Origin of the sequence: Nonomuraea indica (genome assembly GCF_002850745.1) — a bacterium.
GTDB classification, from domain to species: Bacteria; Actinomycetota; Actinomycetes; order Streptosporangiales; family Streptosporangiaceae; genus Nonomuraea; species Nonomuraea indica.
On the sequence record NZ_PJOK01000087.1, the window covers coordinates 12,220 to 26,965 of the forward strand.

A 14,746-nucleotide genomic window follows, 5' to 3' on the forward strand; every position below is an offset into this window, starting at 1 on the left:
CGACCAAGGAAGGCGACATGGCTCGCATCACCTGGAAGGAAACCAAGTACGCCGGCGAGGATGGCTACGTCGGTCGGCTGCGCCTGTTCTCGATCTCGTTCGGGAGCCGCCGCGACGAACCCACCTACAGGCTTAGCAGCGACTTGCAGGGCTTCTCCCCGAAGGCATGGAAGGACGACGCGGCCGACGTACTAAAGGCCCGTGCTGAGCGGATCCTGGAGGCGTACGTGCGCGAGCTGGGAGCGGTCTTCCCGGACTCCTCCTCCGAGGAGGGCTCCCGATGAGCGTCGAGCGACTGCCGGACCACCTCCTCGCCCAGGGTTACGCCATCGAGCGTGAGAACGCCCGCTCCAACCTGGAGCGCGAGGTGCAGCACGCGACTAAGCAGCTTCAGCAGTTCGCCCTAGACCTCGCCGACAATCCCAGCGGTACGACGTTCGGTGGACGAGCCCGGCGCCTCGGCCAGACTGTGGCCGAGTTGCTGACTCGCGCCGGCGAACTCGACATGGTCAACCGGCTGGTGTTCCTCCGCCCTGAATCCTCCGAGGAGGGCTGACCCGTGGCTGACCCCCGACCGCACTTTCCCGTAGGCACCCGCGTTCGCCACTACGGCCAGCAGTACCCGAGTGCCCACGCCAACGGAACTGGCAACGTCGCTGCTGTCGAAGGCCCGTACCGCGACGGCTCGTGGGAGTACCTGATCTACCACGACGCGAATGGGTTCACGTCAGGCCCGTCGTGGTGGTCATCGCTCCGCACAATCCCCGTGAGGGAGGCCTGCCGTGGCTGACCCCCGAGAGACGCCCAAGCCCGCCGCTCCGCTCACCTGCGAATGGTGCCGCAACCGCCCCGCCGGGCAACTCGTCGTCACCGACTGGCACGCCATCGGCCGCCGGACCTCGCTCGTGTGCGACCCGTGCGGGGACGAGGGAGAGCCCGACGCCCGCAGCGTGGGGGCGATTGTGTGGCGGTACGCACTGACCCCGCTGACAAAGGAGACCGCCCATGCCTGACCGCTTCCGCGTCTTGATCACGGGCTCCCGCTCCTGGAGTGACGAGCAGGCCATCCGTGACGCCCTCGCCCCGATCGCCTTCATGTACGGCCCGGAGAACGTCGTTGTCGTCCACGGGGCGTGCCCGAAGGGTGCTGATGCTCTCGCCGACAGGGTCGCGTCAGCCTGGACCGGCATGGCGGTGGAGCGGTACCCCGCCGAGTGGACCGCGCCGTGCGGGCCGGTGTGCCGGACTCCGCATCGCCGCCGCCGCCTGGACGGAGCCACTTACTGCCCGATGGCTGGGCTCAACCGGAACCAGTTCATGGTGGATCTTGGCGCGGACGTCCTGCTGGCCTTCCAGGTCGACGACTCGCGCGGCACCGCCGACTGCATCCGCCGCGCCGAGCAGGCCGGCATCCCCGTCCGCCGCTACGAGGGGAGCAGCCGTGCCTGACCTCCGAGAGACGCCCAAACGGATCCAGCAGAAGCGCACCTCAGGGTGGCGGATGCCTGCCAATGCCCGCAGCGTCGCCCGCCCCTCGAAGTACGGCAACCCGTTCGTCGTCCGCCCCGCCGACTGCGTCTGTCACTGGAAGATCGACGACCCGGCCGGCATCGCAGCCAGGTCTAACGACTACCCCGACCGGTTCGCCACGAAAGAGGCTGCCGTGAAGGCCGCTGTCGAGCTGTACGAGCTGCACACCGGCCCGATGGGCTCCTACGAGCTCGACGTCGAGCAGGTCCGCCGAGACCTCGCCGGCAAGGACCTTGCCTGCTGGTGCCCCCTTCCGGAGCCGGGAGAGACGGACTGGTGTCACGCGGCCGTGCTGCTCCGAATCAGCAACGAGGTGGACCATGCCTGACATCCCCGAGGAGGCCGTACAGGCCGCCGACGACGCCTGGATCAACAGCGAAGGGCTCTTCGGGAGGGGTCAGATGGACCACGCGCTCGCCGCCGCCTACCCCATCATCGCCGCCCAGGTACGTCGAGAGGTGGCCGACCAATTCCGCGCCAAGGCTGCCCGTATCCGGTCCATCCCCGACGACGGACTCAACATGGGCCAGATCTGGCACCGCCACGAGCTGGCGACCGACTACGAGCAGAAGGCGGACGAGATAGACCCCCGCCAGACCGGAGAAGCCCCCGATCCCCTCGCCGTTCTCGACGACACCGGCGACTACCCGCGCAAGGATGAGCCCATGCAGGTCATCACCACCACCGCGAGCGACTGCTACCACGCCAGCGAGGACTGCCCCGCCTGGAAGGCGGGCCGGCAGGGGAGCGAAGCGCACGGCTACACCCTCCACGAGATCCGCAGACTCACGGTCGCGGACGCCGAGGCCGCGAAGAAGAAACCCTGTCCGACCTGCGTCACGCCGTGACCCTGCTCGACCTCGACGTCTTCCCGTTGTCGCCGATGTACTGCCTCGGCGGCTGCGGGAGGCTCCTATGGGACCCCAAGTCCCGCAAGCGCAGGTACGGGCGGGAGTGCGCCGAGAAGCTCGGCATCATCGACCCTGGCTTGCCGCGCTTCTCTCGGCGAGACGGCGGGGACTGTGACGGACAGACGGACCTGTTCGGGGACGACCAACAACCTGGAGCGCCAAATCCTCTCAAGTCGGATACTGCGTGACATCGTGGGTTAATGCACCACCCGAACGACCGGAGAAGCTGGACCGAAGCCCTCATAGACCGCGCAGCCCGAGCCGCATTCCCCAACTGGACGCGCCAGGACGACGACTGGACCAGCCTCTACACCAGCTTCCCGGACGGCAACCCGACGACAGAGGTCGCCGTCTACCGAGGCCACGACCGCATCCACTACCGCCGATACACCGGCGACGACCTCGAACGCTTCTGGACCGGACTACTCGAAGAGAGGCCCGAATAGCCGCAGGTCGCTCGGATGCCACCTGCACAAACGTGGCACTAGGCTGATCCAAAACGAAGGCGGCCCCCCGCGCCCACGGGAGACCGCCCTCAACACCAAACACCCCAACGGCCCCACAGCCGCTCCCGACCAGCGTACGACCTCGGGGGAGGCAACGTGCCCATCACCAGCGACGCCTGCAACGGACCGTGCAACCACGCCGCACGCAACGCCTGGAACGCCTACGACCAAGCAACTCTCGCCCACGCCAACGCCATACAAGCATGGCTCGCCCAGCCCGGCGACGACCGCGGCCCACACCCCGCACCACCCGAACAGCCCACCCTGCCCATCCACCACGGCGACCCCGTATGGGACCACCGCTGCGCCCGCCTCATCCGCGCCGCCCTCCACGAAATCGACGACACCGCCGCACTCCTCGCCGCCGGCGTAGACGGACACCGCGGAGGCACCCGCTCAGGACTCAACGGCATCGCCGCCCCCTCCCACGTCAGCATCATCGACACCCTCGACGAGCTGTACGGCGCCCTCACCCTCGTCGAAGACCAGTGGCGGGAAGTACGCCACTATCCGCCCCGCCCCCGCAGAGCCCGCGGCTCCCACGCCCGCACCCTCGCCATCGGCTGGCTCCTCGGCGAACTCGACGACATCCTCCTCCACCCCGGCAGCGTGCAATTCGGCCTCGACGTCCTCGCCTGGCAGCGCAGACTCCGCGCCATGACCAAGAGCGACCCCGCCAACACCATGTCGCCCATCCGCTGCCCCCGCTGCACCGAGAGGCAGGTACGCCGCAAAGACGACGGCTACTACGAATGCGCCTGCGGCAGGCTCCTCAACCAGACCGAACACGACGCCGAATACACGCGGCAGGCCGACGAACACGCCCAGGTGTCGGCGTGAATGACCTCTTGAACCGCGATGACCTGATGAAGCAGGTCGGCGCGATCTGGTGCGATGAGCACTCGCGGTGGGAGTGCTCGAAGAGGTCGAAGCGACGGCCTGGTGATCGCTGTCATGCGTCGCCGATCCGGGGCACGAATGCGTGTCGCACGCATGGCGGGCAGCGTACGGACGTGTTGAAGGCGAAGGGTGAGGCGCTCAGTGCGTGGCGGGCGGTCCCGGGCCGGCAGGACGTCAGCCCGGCTGAGGCGGTGATGGCGATGCTGCAAATGTCGTGGGCTCGGGTGCATGTGTACGCGGGCCTGCTGGAGGCGCAGCTCGATGAGGCGGACCCGTCGCGCGGGGTTGGCTACGGTGAGGGGCTGGTCGGGCACACGTTCAGTGCGTCGCCGAGCGTCGGCGTGTACGAGTCGGGCGAGGCCGTCCGCGGCCTGGCGCAGCTTGAAGCGGCCGAACGGGACCGGTGCGTCCGCTACGCCAAGACCGCGCACGACATGGGGATCGCCGACCGTGAGATCCGACTCGCCGAGGCGCAGGGCCAGATGCTCGCCGGCGTCATCTCCCGCATCCTCGACGCTCTGGACCTGTCGGCGGCGCAGCGGGCGCTCGTATCCACGGTGGTGCCGCGCGAGCTGCTCGCTATCGCGGGGGAGACGGCACGGTGATCCGTTTCCTGTGGCGTGCGTACTCGGCGCCGGCCGAGAGTGAGGCAGCGAGGACGCTCAAGGTGCTCATCCCGCTGGAGATCGCAGCGTTCGCCTACCGGCTGGTCGCTCCCGCCGGGTGGCCTGCTCTGTCGGGGACGACGTTCATGCAGGTGTGCTTGTGGCTCGCCCTTCTGTGGTTTGTCCGGCAGCGGGATCAAGCTCGGGCCGAGATCACGGAACGGGCTGATCTGCGATAATGGATCTCATGACGGACACTGCCACGCTCGGCTGCGACGTGCACGAAGTCGCTGACGGCGTGCTCGTCGTCCCCCACGTGCTGCCCATCCACGTCCCCTACTCGGCGCTGTCGTTGAGCGTCGGGGAGTGGGTCGGTATAAGCCCAAGTTGATACAACACACCGTATGTGTAACACTACGCGCAGACGGAACAGGAATGCCCTCACGCACCTCGCGGAGGGCATTTCGCGTTACAGGGGGTGACATGCTCCCCGAACCCGTGACCGCCCAGACAGCCGCCGCCCGGCTCCGCAAACAGCCCGGCACCATCCGGCAGTGGGCCCGCCGCTACCACGCACGCCAACTCGGCACCATCGACCGGGCCACCTACTACGACTACGGCGACCTCGCCGCCATCGACGGATTCATCCACCGCGGCGAACCCGTCCCCGCCACACCCGAGCTGCGCGCCGCACACCGCGACCAGCTCCGCGCGGCCTAGACGCCGCTAGAAACCCGAAGACGCGCGCTCCGCCCCTGCCGAGCGTGCCCGGCCAGGCAGCCCGCCCCACGGCTGTAGGGCCCCACGGTGCGGCCCGGCTTGGGGGCTGGGGGGTCACAGGCCGGGCCGCACCACCAGGAGACGAAGCGGGAGGCGTCATGCAGTGGCCGATCCCGCCCTTTCCCGTCAAGGCCGTCGTCGGCACCGAAACGTCCGTCTCCGCCAACAGCGCCAACACCAAAGGCAACTGGATCACCCTCCTCACCCTCCCTGCCGGCGCAGCAGCCTCCTGGCTCAGTCTCGGCACCCTCCAGATCAGCCAAGCCGGCGATCGTGCCGGACTCATGGACATCGCCATCGGAGGAGCAGGCAGCGAAACCATCGTCGCCGCCGACCTCGTCGTCGGATACCGCGACCACAGCGCCACCCTGTTCCCTCTGCACATCCCCGCAGGCGCCACCATCCGCGCCCGGCTCGCCACCGCACTCTCGTCCATGAACATTTGGACGACAGCCACCGCCTACTGCGGCGAACCCGAGTCCGGCCTGACGACACCCGGCCGAATCACCACTTACGGCACGGTGCCCGCGACGTCCAGCGGCACCCACGTCACTCCCAGCGGCAGCATGAACGTGAAAGGCTCCTGGGCCGAGCTCGCCGCCGCGACGACCTCCCCCATCCACGCCCTCATGGTTTTAGTCCAGTCATCCACGTCGGCGCCATCCAGCGCCCGATACGCCATCGACATCGGCATCGGCGGCGCCGGGTCCGAAACTGTGATCGTGCCGGACCACCACGTGCGCACCCAGAACAGCCCCGCCTACGTGTACCCGCAATCCCCGCAGTTCGTCCCCCTGTCGATGTGCATCCCGGCCGGCGTCAGGCTGGCAGCGCGCTGCGCCGTAACGTCCGGCTCGGTGACGACCCCCATCGAGGTCGCCGTCTACGGCTTCACCTACTAGGAGGCCCGTCGTGGCGTTGACCATCACCGCATCGGGCACCCAGGCCGCGACCGTCAATACCGAGCACACCCTCACCACGCTCACCGGGCCGAAGACATACACGCTCCATGTCGACTGCAACGCCCTCACGCACGGGACCGGCACTGCCGACGAGCTGGAGCTCCGCATCAAGGCCAACGTCCTGTCCGGCGGCACGGAGCGGGTTGTCTACATGGCCACGTTCGTTGGCGCCCAAGACATCCCCGTCAAGATCTCGCTGCCGGTACCGGTGCCGCAGACGGCGACGGTGACGCTCAAGCAGACTGCCGGGACGGGCCGCAGCTTCCCGTGGGCAGTCACGACGCCTGACAGCTGATGTCCCGCTACCGCGACCGGACAATTCCCCGCGGCGGGGGACTTGTCGAGGCGGACATCGCTGCCACCCTGCCGCCCTTGGGCATGGCGACGACCGGCACGGTCACCGTCACAGGCGTTGCATCTGCCGGCCTGCCCGCTCTCACCGCGAGCGCGGAAGGCACCATCACAGCGTCGGGGCAGTTTGACGCCGCCCTGCCCGGACTGGCCGCGTCGGCGGTCGGCTCCGTACAGGCGCCCGGCCTGCTCGACGCGATGCTGCCCCCGCTCGCCGCCCAGTTCGCGGGCGAGCTAACCGGAGGGTTCGCCACCCCCGTCCTGCCGCCGCTCGCCGCCACACTCGAAGGCGCTCTCCGCGTCCACGGCACTACACCGGCCACCTTGCCGAGCCTTACCGCCAGCCTGACCGGCGTCATCGAGATCCCGCACGGCGACGTTACATTCACCGCCGGGCCGCCCCGCCGAGGCTGGGAGGCCAGCACCCCCGCCGCCGACTGGGCCGCCAACCAGCCCGACAGCCGGTGGGCCGCCCGCCCGCCCGACCGGACCTGGTCCGCGAACACGCCAACCCGCTCCTGGGCCGCCCGCCAACCCACCACGTAGGGGGTGACCGTGGCCATCCCCCGCATCCCCGCCGCGTCAGTCGAATACCTGAAAGTGCCGATCAGCGCCTACCCAGCCGGCGTTGCCCTTGACGATCTGCCCGTCGAACTCGCGGTCGTCCCCGACGGGCAAACGCCCACCGGCGGCGACTGGGAGACAGGGCTGTGGATCGACGACAACGCCGCCGTCCTCATCGGCACCGGCGGGCTCGTCCTCACCCCCGGCACCTACGACGTGTGGGTCCGCATCACCGCCACCCCCGAAACCCCGCTCCTGCCTGCTGGCAGCATCCACATCATCTGAGAGGGAGGCCGGCAATGGCCGTCCGCATCAACACCGCCGCCCGTAACGCGGCAGCCGACGCCGTCGCCGGGCTCGTCAACGGCGGTACCGGGCCGGGCGTGATCCGCATCTACACGGGTTCGCAGCCTGCTAGCCCGGCGACCGCGCCCAGCGGCACGCTGCTGGCCGAGTTCACGCTCAGCGACCCGGCGTTCGCTGCGGCGGCGAGCGGCTCGGCTGCGCTCGACGTTACCCCGGCCCTCGTCGACCAGGGCCTCGCTGCGGGCACGGCCGGGTGGTTCCGCATCCTCGACAGCACGGAAGCGGCAGGGACCGGCCTCGGCGTGCTCGACGGGTCCGTCACCGCGACCGGCGGCGGCGGGGACATGACGCTGAACACCGTCACGATCTCGGTCGGAGTGGACGTGGAACTGACCGGCGGTTCCATCACGATGCCCGCGTCCTGATGGCGCTCACCGCAGTCAACAGGGCGCGCGTCCTCAACCACTGGATGCGCCTCAACGAGACGCAACTCCCAGCGGTCACCAAACCGGACCTCGCCGCCGCGCTCGCGGCGATGGACGACTGGCTCGACGCGAACGTCACTTCGCTCAACGCCTCGATCCCGCAGCCCGCCCGGGCCGAACTGGGCGTCGCGATGAAGCACGAATTTCTCGCGTTCATCCTGATGCGGCGGGCGGGACGGTTGCAGACGGAGGAGGACTGACCGTTGGCCACCGTACGGCAGCTACTCGCCCCCGAAGAGGCCGCGTTCGCCGCGTCCGGGTTCCCGCAGTTCGTGAAGGCGAACGGCACCGCCTTCCCTGTCACCGGTCTGGCGTTCGATGCCGCTGCGACGGAGTCCGCCTATTTCAAGCGGAAACTCCTCAGCTATGGGTCGGGCAGCCTCACCCTGTCCGTGGCCTGGTACGCCGACACCGCCTCCTCCGGCGTGGTCCGCTGGTCAGCGGCGGTCGCCTGCATCACCCCGAACACCGACTCGCAGGACGTCGAAACGAAAGCGTTCGCGGCGGCCACCGACACCGACGACACCCATCTGGCCACGACGGGGCAGCGGCTCCACACGCACGACATCGTCGTCGCGAACGTCGACTCGGCCGCCGCCGACGATTACGCGTGGATACGACTACAACGGCTCGCCGCGCACGCCAACGACACGTTGGCCGGTGACGCGATCGTGGTCGGGGTGGAGCTGTCCTACTCCGACACCTGATCGGGGGGCGTTGTGGCGGTCCGCTTCTCCGCTGACGGGCAGGACTACACCAGGACGCTGTCGCTGGGCACGCAAACCCAGTTCACAGTGACCTGCTGGGTGAAGATCAGCACCGATCGCAACAGCTTCTCGACCGCCTGGTGCCTGGACAGCGGAGCCACATCGGACGTCTACACCCTGCAAACCGACGCCGACGGCACCACGATGGGACTGTTCCACGAGAGCGCGCCCACCTACAAGGCGGCCCGCACATTGACCGCAGGCACCTGGTACTTCTGGGGGATCTCGGTCGATGGGGTGAACGGGACAGCCATCTCGCGCGCCCTCGGGGATGCGTCCTTCGCTGTCGCGACGTGGACAACCGGCGCGGCGTCCACCAACGTCGCCACGCTGCGACTCGGCGAGTCGGTCTTCGGCGGGGAGTGGCTCAATGGCTGCCTGACGTCAGTCAAGTTGTGGACCGGCGCAGCGCTCACTCAGACGGAACTTGAATCGGAGTACTGGTCCCACGTACCGCGCCGCACATCGAACCTGGCCGCCTGGTATCCGCTTCTCACCCCCGAGACGACTGACTACAGCGGCAACGCACGAACTCTGTCGGGCGGCACGAGTACGACCGTCGAAGACGGGCCGGGCATCTCATGGGGCTCCAGCCCGCCGATCGTCCTACTCCCCACCGCCTCCGACGTCGTCACTGGCGAACTGGCTGCCGCCCTGCCCGCGGTCGGCGGGTCTGCGGTCAGCACGATCACAGCGCCAGCGAATCTGGCTGCTGCCCTCCCTCCTCTCGGCAGCAGCACGACCGGCAGGGTCACCGTCGATGGCGCGGCCCTCGTTACCCTCCCCAAGCTGGGCGCTCACGCCGACGCGACCGCCACCGCATCGGGTGTCGTGCCCGCGTCCCTGCCGCCGCTTACTGCCCACGTCGACGGACACCTCGCCGCCGCTGCCCAGATCGGCGCTACGCTCCCCATCCTCGACACAGACACCACCGGGGCCGTCACCATACCCGGCACACTGGCAGCATCCCTGCCGAGCCTCGACGGCAGCCTGCAAGCCACCGCCGTCGTTGCCGGGCAGGCCGCCCCCACGCTGCCCGCCCTCGACGCCGACGCGCAAGGCGGGGCCACCGCAACAGCCGCCATGGCGGCCACGCTGCCCCTGCTCGGCGCAAACCTGACCGCCGCCGCCACCGCCACCGCCACAACTAACGCCGTCCTGCCGCCGCTCACGGCAAGCCTCGAAGGCGTCGCTACGGCGACCACGGAACTGACGGCCAGCCTGCCTGTGCTGCAGGCAGAGCTGACGGGGATCGCGGAGTCGCAGGGCGGCGCCGTCCACATGCTCCTCCCGCGGCTCGGCGCCGCAGCCACCGGCATCCTGACCGCCCACGGCGACGTCACCTGTCTGCTTCCCGCCCTGGCCGGCGAGGCGACCGGCACCGTCTCCACAGACGGCTACGTGTCCGCAGTCCTGCCGCCGCTCGAAGCTCAGGCCACCGGCCGATCGCAGGCGACGGGCAGCCTTAACGCGAACCTCCCGCCGCTCACCGCTGGCGTCGAAGCCGCGGCCACCGCTGAAGGCGCCCTCGACGCGGCACTGCCCGCCCTCGGCGCCGCCTTCACCGTGACCGCCGAATCCGCGGGGGGACACCTCGACGCGGCCCTGCCGAGTGTGGGTGCTGCCCTCACCGGGGCGGCCAGCATCGAAGGGCAGACCAGCGCAGAACTCCCGCCACTCGCGGCAGGATTGGTCGGCGCGGTCTCCACGGAGGGCACGCTAACCGCCGGCCTGCCCCCGCTCACCGCGAGCGTGCAGGCCGCCGTCATCCGCCCCGCTGGGACACTGGACGCCCGCCTGCCCGCTCTCGTCGGTGCCCTGACAGGCACGTCTGATGCCACCGAACTGCCCGACCTGATCGTGCGCGTCGGCCCGCCCCAACTCGGCTGGCCCACCGGAACACCAACCCTGCCCCCGTCCACAGGAACGCCCGCCCTGGGCTGGCCTGTCGGCCCGCCGAGCCTGGAGGGTTGATGGCGTACATGCCCGCCAGCTCCAAAGAGGCGCTCCGCGTCCCCTACCACCAGGACGCGACCGCCTACCCGGTCGAGATCGCCGTCGTCCGCGAGTCCGAAGGTGAACCCGCCGACAGCGACTACCACCCGGCGCAGTGGGACGGCGGCGCCGCCACCATCATCATCGGCGCCGGCTCCGACGTGCCGCTCACCCCCGGCTCGTACGTGGTGTGGACGCGCCTGACCACCGCGACGGAACGGCCGGTACGCCGATCAGGGACGCTCACGGTCGGCGAGGCGTGACCTCCCGATTCTGGGCGCGCGTCCAGCTGGCGCTCGCTCTCGTGTGGATGCTGCTGATCGCGCCGACGCTGATCTGGTGGCGCGACAGCGTCCTGTGGGTCGCGCTGATGTCGCTGTGGGCGAACATCGCAGCGCACCTGTCCGCGTGGCAGGCAGCCCGCGCCGAACGGAAGATCGACGAAGCGGGCGAGGCGTCATGACGATCACCGCATGGGAGGTGGCCGCCCGCCACTTCCAGCCGCGTCCCCGCCGCTGGGCCACCCCAGGCGAGATGGCGAAAGCGCTCGACCCGACCACCGTCCAGACATCGGCACTCGACGTCATCGACCAGCACCTGGTCGCGCTCGCAGACCGGGACATCGACCGGCTCATGGTGTTCATGCCGCCCCAGGAGGGCAAGAGCGTCCGCGTCTCGCACCGGTTTGTCGAATGGCTGCTCACCACCGACCCCGACCTGCGCGTCGCCATCGTCTCCTACGCCGACGAGATGGCCCGCAGGTGGGGCTCCGACATCAAACTCGATGCCCAAGCGTTCAACGGCGACGACGGCACCGTAGACCTCGGCCTGAGGTTGCGGGCGGACTCCCGCGCCGCCGGCCGGTGGCAGATCGACGGGCGTAAGGGCGGCGTCTACTGCGTCGGCGTCGCCGGAGCGCTCACCGGCAAACCGGTCGACGTCATGGTGATCGACGACCCGATCAAAGACCTGGAGCAGGCTCAGTCCGCGGTCTACCGGGAGCGGGCGTGGCGGTTCTGGCAGGCCGTCGCCGTCCCCCGGCTCGGGCCAGGCTCCCGCGTGGTGCTGGTGCAAACCCGCTGGCACGAGAACGACCTAGCTGGGCGGCTACTGGAGCAGGATCCCGACCGGTGGAAAGTCGTCTCCATTCCCGCTGTGGCGGAGGCCGACGACGACCCGCTCGGCCGCCGACCGGGCGAGGCGATGCGGTCGGCCCGCGGCGATCGAGACTGGGCGAAGATCCGGTCGGATGTCGGTGAGTACGTGTGGGCCGCCCTCTACCAGCAGCGCCCCGCCCCCGCCGACGGCGGCCTGTTCAAGCGGGCGACGTTGCGGCATTGGACGAAGGGCGCCGACCAGCGGATCCTGCTCGATGGCCGCATCGTGGATCTGCGGGACTGCTGGCGGTTCCTCACCGTCGACCTCGCCGCCTCCACCCGTACGAGCGCCGACTACACCGTGGCCGCAGTGTGGGCGATCGGCGTGGACGGCGACCTCGTCATGCTCGACGGGATCCGGGAACGGATGGACCCGGCCGGGCACTGGCCTGCCGTTCGGGCGCTTCGCGAACGCTGGTCGGCCGACGTCGTGTTCGTCGAGTCGCGCATGTTCGGCACGACTCTCGTCTACGAGGCGGGCAGGGCCGGCGTACCGGTGCAGGAGCTGCACGCCGACGCTGACAAGGTCACCCGAGCCCTCCCCGCCACAGCCCGCGCCGACTCCGGGCGGTTGTGGTTCCCGCCCGAAGACCGGTTCCCGGCGTGGGGCGACTGGCGAGACGAACTGCTGGCCTTCCCCAACGCCCGTCACGACGACGTCGTTGACGTGGTCGCCTACGCGGCCCGGGTCGCGGGGGCGCACTGGCTGCCGATGGAGTCCGCCGCCCAGGTGGACGCCCGCCGCGCCGCCTCACCAGCAGACGACGTGATCGGGCAGGCGTACGCGGCAGCGACCGGCGGCAGCAACGGACTCGACCTGATGAGCCTCAACTACTGAACGGGGTGACATGGCAGCCAACGCCCCGACCAGAGACATCGGGTACCTCGACCAGCACTACGGGCTGTGGCTCGGCGACTGGCTGGAGCTCATCCCTGACCTGATCTGGCCCAACAGCGTGCAGACGTACGCGCGGATGCGGCACGACCCGCAGTTGACCGCCGTCCTCGCCGCCTACACGCTGCCGATCCGCCGCGCCACCTGGGCCCTCGACCCCGCCGGCTGCCGTGACGAGGTCGCCCAGCTTGTCGCCGACGACCTGGGCCTGCCGATCCTCGGTGCCGACGCCAAGCCTGGCCCGGCGCGCAGGCGCGGTGTGCGCTGGGCCGACCACCTCCGTCTTGCCCTGCTGTCGCTGACGTACGGCTTCGCACCGTTCGAGCGCCGCTACGAGATCCGCGAGGGCAGGGCCCGGCTCGTCGCGCTGGGGGAGCGGCTGCCGCACACGATCGGTGCCATCAACCTCAACCGCGACGGCACCGTCAAGACGATTCAGCAGGACCTCGCGCCCGTCTCCCAGCCGATCCCTGCCGACCGGCTCGTCTGGTACGTGCACGAGCGGGAGGGCGCCAACTGGGCGGGCCGCAGCGTCATGCGCGCCGCCTATGGTGCCTGGCTGCTGAAGCACGAGGTGTGGCGTGTCCACGCCACCAGCATTCGCCGGTTCGGGATGGGCGTCCCCAACGTTGAGGCGCCGCCCGGAGCGAACCCGGCGCAGGTGGCTGAAGCGCAGCGGCTCGCCAGCTCGATGCGGGTCGGCGACCAGGCCGGCGTCGGCCTGCCGTCCGGCTACCGGCTGAACATCACCGGCATGACCGGCAGCGCCCCTGACGCGATGGGCTTCATCCACTACCTCGACCAGCAGATGTCACGACAAGCCCTGGCAGGGCTGATGGACCTGGGCGACACCAGCAACGGCAGCAGAGCGCTCGGGCAGTCGTTCCTTGACTTGTTCTTGCTGTCGCTTCAGGCGGTCGCCGAGGAGATCGCCGAAACCGCGACGTCTGGGCAGCCCGGCATCCCCGGCATCGTCACCCAGCTCGTGGACTACAACTGGGGCGAGGACGAGCCCGCGCCGCGGATCGTGGTGCAGGACGTCGGCTCCCGCCAGGAGGTCACCGCCGAGGCGCTCGACCAGCTCATCCGGTCGGGAGCGATCACCCCGGACCCGGAGCTGGAAGCGTACGTGCGCAAGTCGTGGCGGCTCCCCGAACGCGCTCAGGTGGCGCTAACGGCGCCGCCCGCACCGGAACCGAATCCTGAGCCTGCCGCGACGCCTCAAGCCCGCCAGAGGCGCCGTGCAGCCCGAGCCCGGCACATCCGGGCTGCCGCCGACCAGGAGGGCGTCAGAAGACAACTCACGCTCGCCGAAGACGCCTCCGGGATGGACCCGGAGAAGATCCAGCAGGCGTGGCAGCAGGCCCTCGACGCCCTCCTCGAAACGTGGGAAGGCGTAGCCGACGACTGGCGTAACCAGCTCGCCGACCAGATCGAGCAGGCCATCGCCGACGACGACCTCGAAGCGCTCGCCGACCTGACGCTCGACAGCACAGCCGCTGCTGCGCTGCTCACCGCAGCCATGATCGCCATGGCTGTGCTGGCCGCCGAGCAGATGGCCGACGAAGCCGCCTCGCAAGGCGTGCAAGTCGAGCAGCCGCCCGTCGACGAGGAAGCGCTCGGCGCGGTCGCCGCCGTCATCGCCGCGCTGCTCGCCGCATGGCTGGCCGGCGCCGCCGCCCGCGAGGCGCTCCGCCTCGCCGTCCCCGGCGCTGCCGCCGCGCCGGCGGCCGCTGCGGTGGTGGCGTTCCTGGCCGGCCTGTCGGACCGGTTCCTGCGCGACCAGCTCGGCGCCGCCCTGTCGCAAGCTCAGGCCGCCGGCAGGTTCGCCGTGCTCGACGCCGCCCCCGAGGCCGAGTACGTCGCCAGCGAGGTGCTCGACGCCTCAACGTGCGGCCCATGCCGCGAGGTGGACGGCCACGTGTTCGACGACCTCGACGACGCCAAAGCCGCTTACGGCAACGGCAGCTACATCGCGTGCGAGGGCGGAGTCCGCTGCCGCGGCACCGTGATCGCCCTCTGGAACAACTAG

General features: G+C 69.9%; 24 protein-coding genes. All 24 read left to right on the forward strand.

Annotation, left to right across the window (positions count from 1 at the left end; all coding sequences use genetic code 11):
* Positions 1 to 17 precede the first annotated feature (17 nt).
* Complete coding sequence (locus tag CXR44_RS37925; protein ID WP_101790999.1) at positions 18 to 284, forward strand: hypothetical protein; 267 nt, start codon at positions 18 to 20, stop codon at positions 282 to 284.
* Positions 281 to 556: a hypothetical protein gene (locus tag CXR44_RS37930; RefSeq protein ID WP_101791000.1), complete on the forward strand. Its 276-nt coding sequence runs from the start codon at positions 281 to 283 to the stop codon at positions 554 to 556. Before CXR44_RS37925 ends, CXR44_RS37930 begins: the two co-directional genes overlap by 4 nt.
* A gap of 226 nt (positions 557 to 782) precedes the next feature.
* Positions 783 to 1,013 carry a hypothetical protein gene (locus CXR44_RS37935; RefSeq protein WP_101791001.1) on the forward strand — a complete coding sequence of 77 codons (231 nt, stop codon included), beginning with the start codon at positions 783 to 785 and terminating at the stop codon, positions 1,011 to 1,013.
* Positions 1,006 to 1,449 (forward strand): SLOG family protein, encoded by a 444-nt coding sequence (locus tag CXR44_RS37940; RefSeq protein ID WP_101791002.1) that lies wholly within the window; start codon positions 1,006 to 1,008, stop codon positions 1,447 to 1,449. Before CXR44_RS37935 ends, CXR44_RS37940 begins: the two co-directional genes overlap by 8 nt.
* On the forward strand, positions 1,442 to 1,858 hold the full coding sequence (locus tag CXR44_RS37945; RefSeq protein WP_281260323.1) for a DUF4326 domain-containing protein: 417 nt from the start codon (positions 1,442 to 1,444) through the stop codon (positions 1,856 to 1,858). The genes CXR44_RS37940 and CXR44_RS37945 overlap by 8 nt, the downstream gene beginning before the upstream one ends.
* On the forward strand, positions 1,851 to 2,378 hold the full coding sequence (locus tag CXR44_RS37950; protein WP_101791003.1) for a hypothetical protein: 528 nt from the start codon (positions 1,851 to 1,853) through the stop codon (positions 2,376 to 2,378). The genes CXR44_RS37945 and CXR44_RS37950 overlap by 8 nt, the downstream gene beginning before the upstream one ends.
* 35 nt (positions 2,379 to 2,413) lie before the next feature.
* Positions 2,414 to 2,629 (forward strand): DUF6011 domain-containing protein, encoded by a 216-nt coding sequence (locus tag CXR44_RS42280; protein WP_425437464.1) that lies wholly within the window; start codon positions 2,414 to 2,416, stop codon positions 2,627 to 2,629.
* A gap of 12 nt (positions 2,630 to 2,641) precedes the next feature.
* Positions 2,642 to 2,887, forward strand: a complete 246-nt coding sequence (locus CXR44_RS37960) for a hypothetical protein (protein WP_101791005.1) — start codon at positions 2,642 to 2,644, stop codon at positions 2,885 to 2,887.
* A 156-nt stretch (positions 2,888 to 3,043) separates the two neighbouring features.
* The gene (locus CXR44_RS37965) at positions 3,044 to 3,787 is read left to right on the forward strand and encodes a hypothetical protein (protein WP_101791006.1); all 744 of its coding nucleotides are present in this window, start codon (positions 3,044 to 3,046) and stop codon (positions 3,785 to 3,787) included.
* Positions 3,784 to 4,452 (forward strand): hypothetical protein, encoded by a 669-nt coding sequence (locus tag CXR44_RS37970; protein WP_144070236.1) that lies wholly within the window; start codon positions 3,784 to 3,786, stop codon positions 4,450 to 4,452. Before CXR44_RS37965 ends, CXR44_RS37970 begins: the two co-directional genes overlap by 4 nt.
* Positions 4,449 to 4,691, forward strand: coding sequence for a hypothetical protein (locus CXR44_RS37975; protein WP_101791008.1), 243 nt, complete (start codon positions 4,449 to 4,451; stop codon positions 4,689 to 4,691). Before CXR44_RS37970 ends, CXR44_RS37975 begins: the two co-directional genes overlap by 4 nt.
* Positions 4,692 to 4,935: 244 nt before the next feature.
* Positions 4,936 to 5,172, forward strand: coding sequence for a hypothetical protein (locus CXR44_RS37980; protein WP_101791009.1), 237 nt, complete (start codon positions 4,936 to 4,938; stop codon positions 5,170 to 5,172).
* Positions 5,173 to 5,330: 158 nt separating this feature from the next.
* On the forward strand, positions 5,331 to 6,134 hold the full coding sequence (locus CXR44_RS37985; protein ID WP_101791010.1) for a hypothetical protein: 804 nt from the start codon (positions 5,331 to 5,333) through the stop codon (positions 6,132 to 6,134).
* A 10-nt stretch (positions 6,135 to 6,144) separates the two neighbouring features.
* Positions 6,145 to 6,489, forward strand: a complete 345-nt coding sequence (locus CXR44_RS37990; protein ID WP_101791011.1) for a hypothetical protein — start codon at positions 6,145 to 6,147, stop codon at positions 6,487 to 6,489.
* A 77-nt stretch (positions 6,490 to 6,566) separates the two neighbouring features.
* Positions 6,567 to 7,091, forward strand: coding sequence for a hypothetical protein (locus tag CXR44_RS37995; protein ID WP_144070237.1), 525 nt, complete (start codon positions 6,567 to 6,569; stop codon positions 7,089 to 7,091).
* A 3-nt stretch (positions 7,092 to 7,094) separates the two neighbouring features.
* Positions 7,095 to 7,394 (forward strand): hypothetical protein, encoded by a 300-nt coding sequence (locus CXR44_RS38000; RefSeq protein ID WP_101791013.1) that lies wholly within the window; start codon positions 7,095 to 7,097, stop codon positions 7,392 to 7,394.
* 14 nt (positions 7,395 to 7,408) lie between these two features.
* A complete protein-coding gene (locus CXR44_RS38005; RefSeq protein WP_101791014.1) occupies positions 7,409 to 7,840 on the forward strand; it encodes a hypothetical protein in 432 nt (143 codons plus the stop codon).
* Positions 7,840 to 8,100, forward strand: coding sequence for a hypothetical protein (locus CXR44_RS38010; protein ID WP_101791015.1), 261 nt, complete (start codon positions 7,840 to 7,842; stop codon positions 8,098 to 8,100). The genes CXR44_RS38005 and CXR44_RS38010 overlap by 1 nt, the downstream gene beginning before the upstream one ends.
* Positions 8,101 to 8,103: 3 nt before the next feature.
* A complete protein-coding gene (locus CXR44_RS38015) occupies positions 8,104 to 8,607 on the forward strand; it encodes a hypothetical protein (RefSeq protein ID WP_101791016.1) in 504 nt (167 codons plus the stop codon).
* 12 nt (positions 8,608 to 8,619) lie between these two features.
* Complete coding sequence (locus CXR44_RS38020; protein ID WP_101791017.1) at positions 8,620 to 10,641, forward strand: LamG domain-containing protein; 2,022 nt, start codon at positions 8,620 to 8,622, stop codon at positions 10,639 to 10,641.
* Entirely contained in the window at positions 10,641 to 10,925 is a 285-nt protein-coding gene (locus CXR44_RS38025) for a hypothetical protein (protein ID WP_101791018.1), read from the forward strand. Before CXR44_RS38020 ends, CXR44_RS38025 begins: the two co-directional genes overlap by 1 nt.
* The gene (locus tag CXR44_RS38030) at positions 10,922 to 11,125 is read left to right on the forward strand and encodes a hypothetical protein (RefSeq protein ID WP_101791019.1); all 204 of its coding nucleotides are present in this window, start codon (positions 10,922 to 10,924) and stop codon (positions 11,123 to 11,125) included. Before CXR44_RS38025 ends, CXR44_RS38030 begins: the two co-directional genes overlap by 4 nt.
* Positions 11,122 to 12,657: a phage terminase large subunit gene (terL, locus tag CXR44_RS38035; protein ID WP_101791020.1), complete on the forward strand. Its 1,536-nt coding sequence runs from the start codon at positions 11,122 to 11,124 to the stop codon at positions 12,655 to 12,657. The genes CXR44_RS38030 and terL overlap by 4 nt, the downstream gene beginning before the upstream one ends.
* A 10-nt stretch (positions 12,658 to 12,667) precedes the next feature.
* Positions 12,668 to 14,746 carry a phage portal protein family protein gene (locus CXR44_RS38040; RefSeq protein ID WP_101791021.1) on the forward strand — a complete coding sequence of 693 codons (2,079 nt, stop codon included), beginning with the start codon at positions 12,668 to 12,670 and terminating at the stop codon, positions 14,744 to 14,746.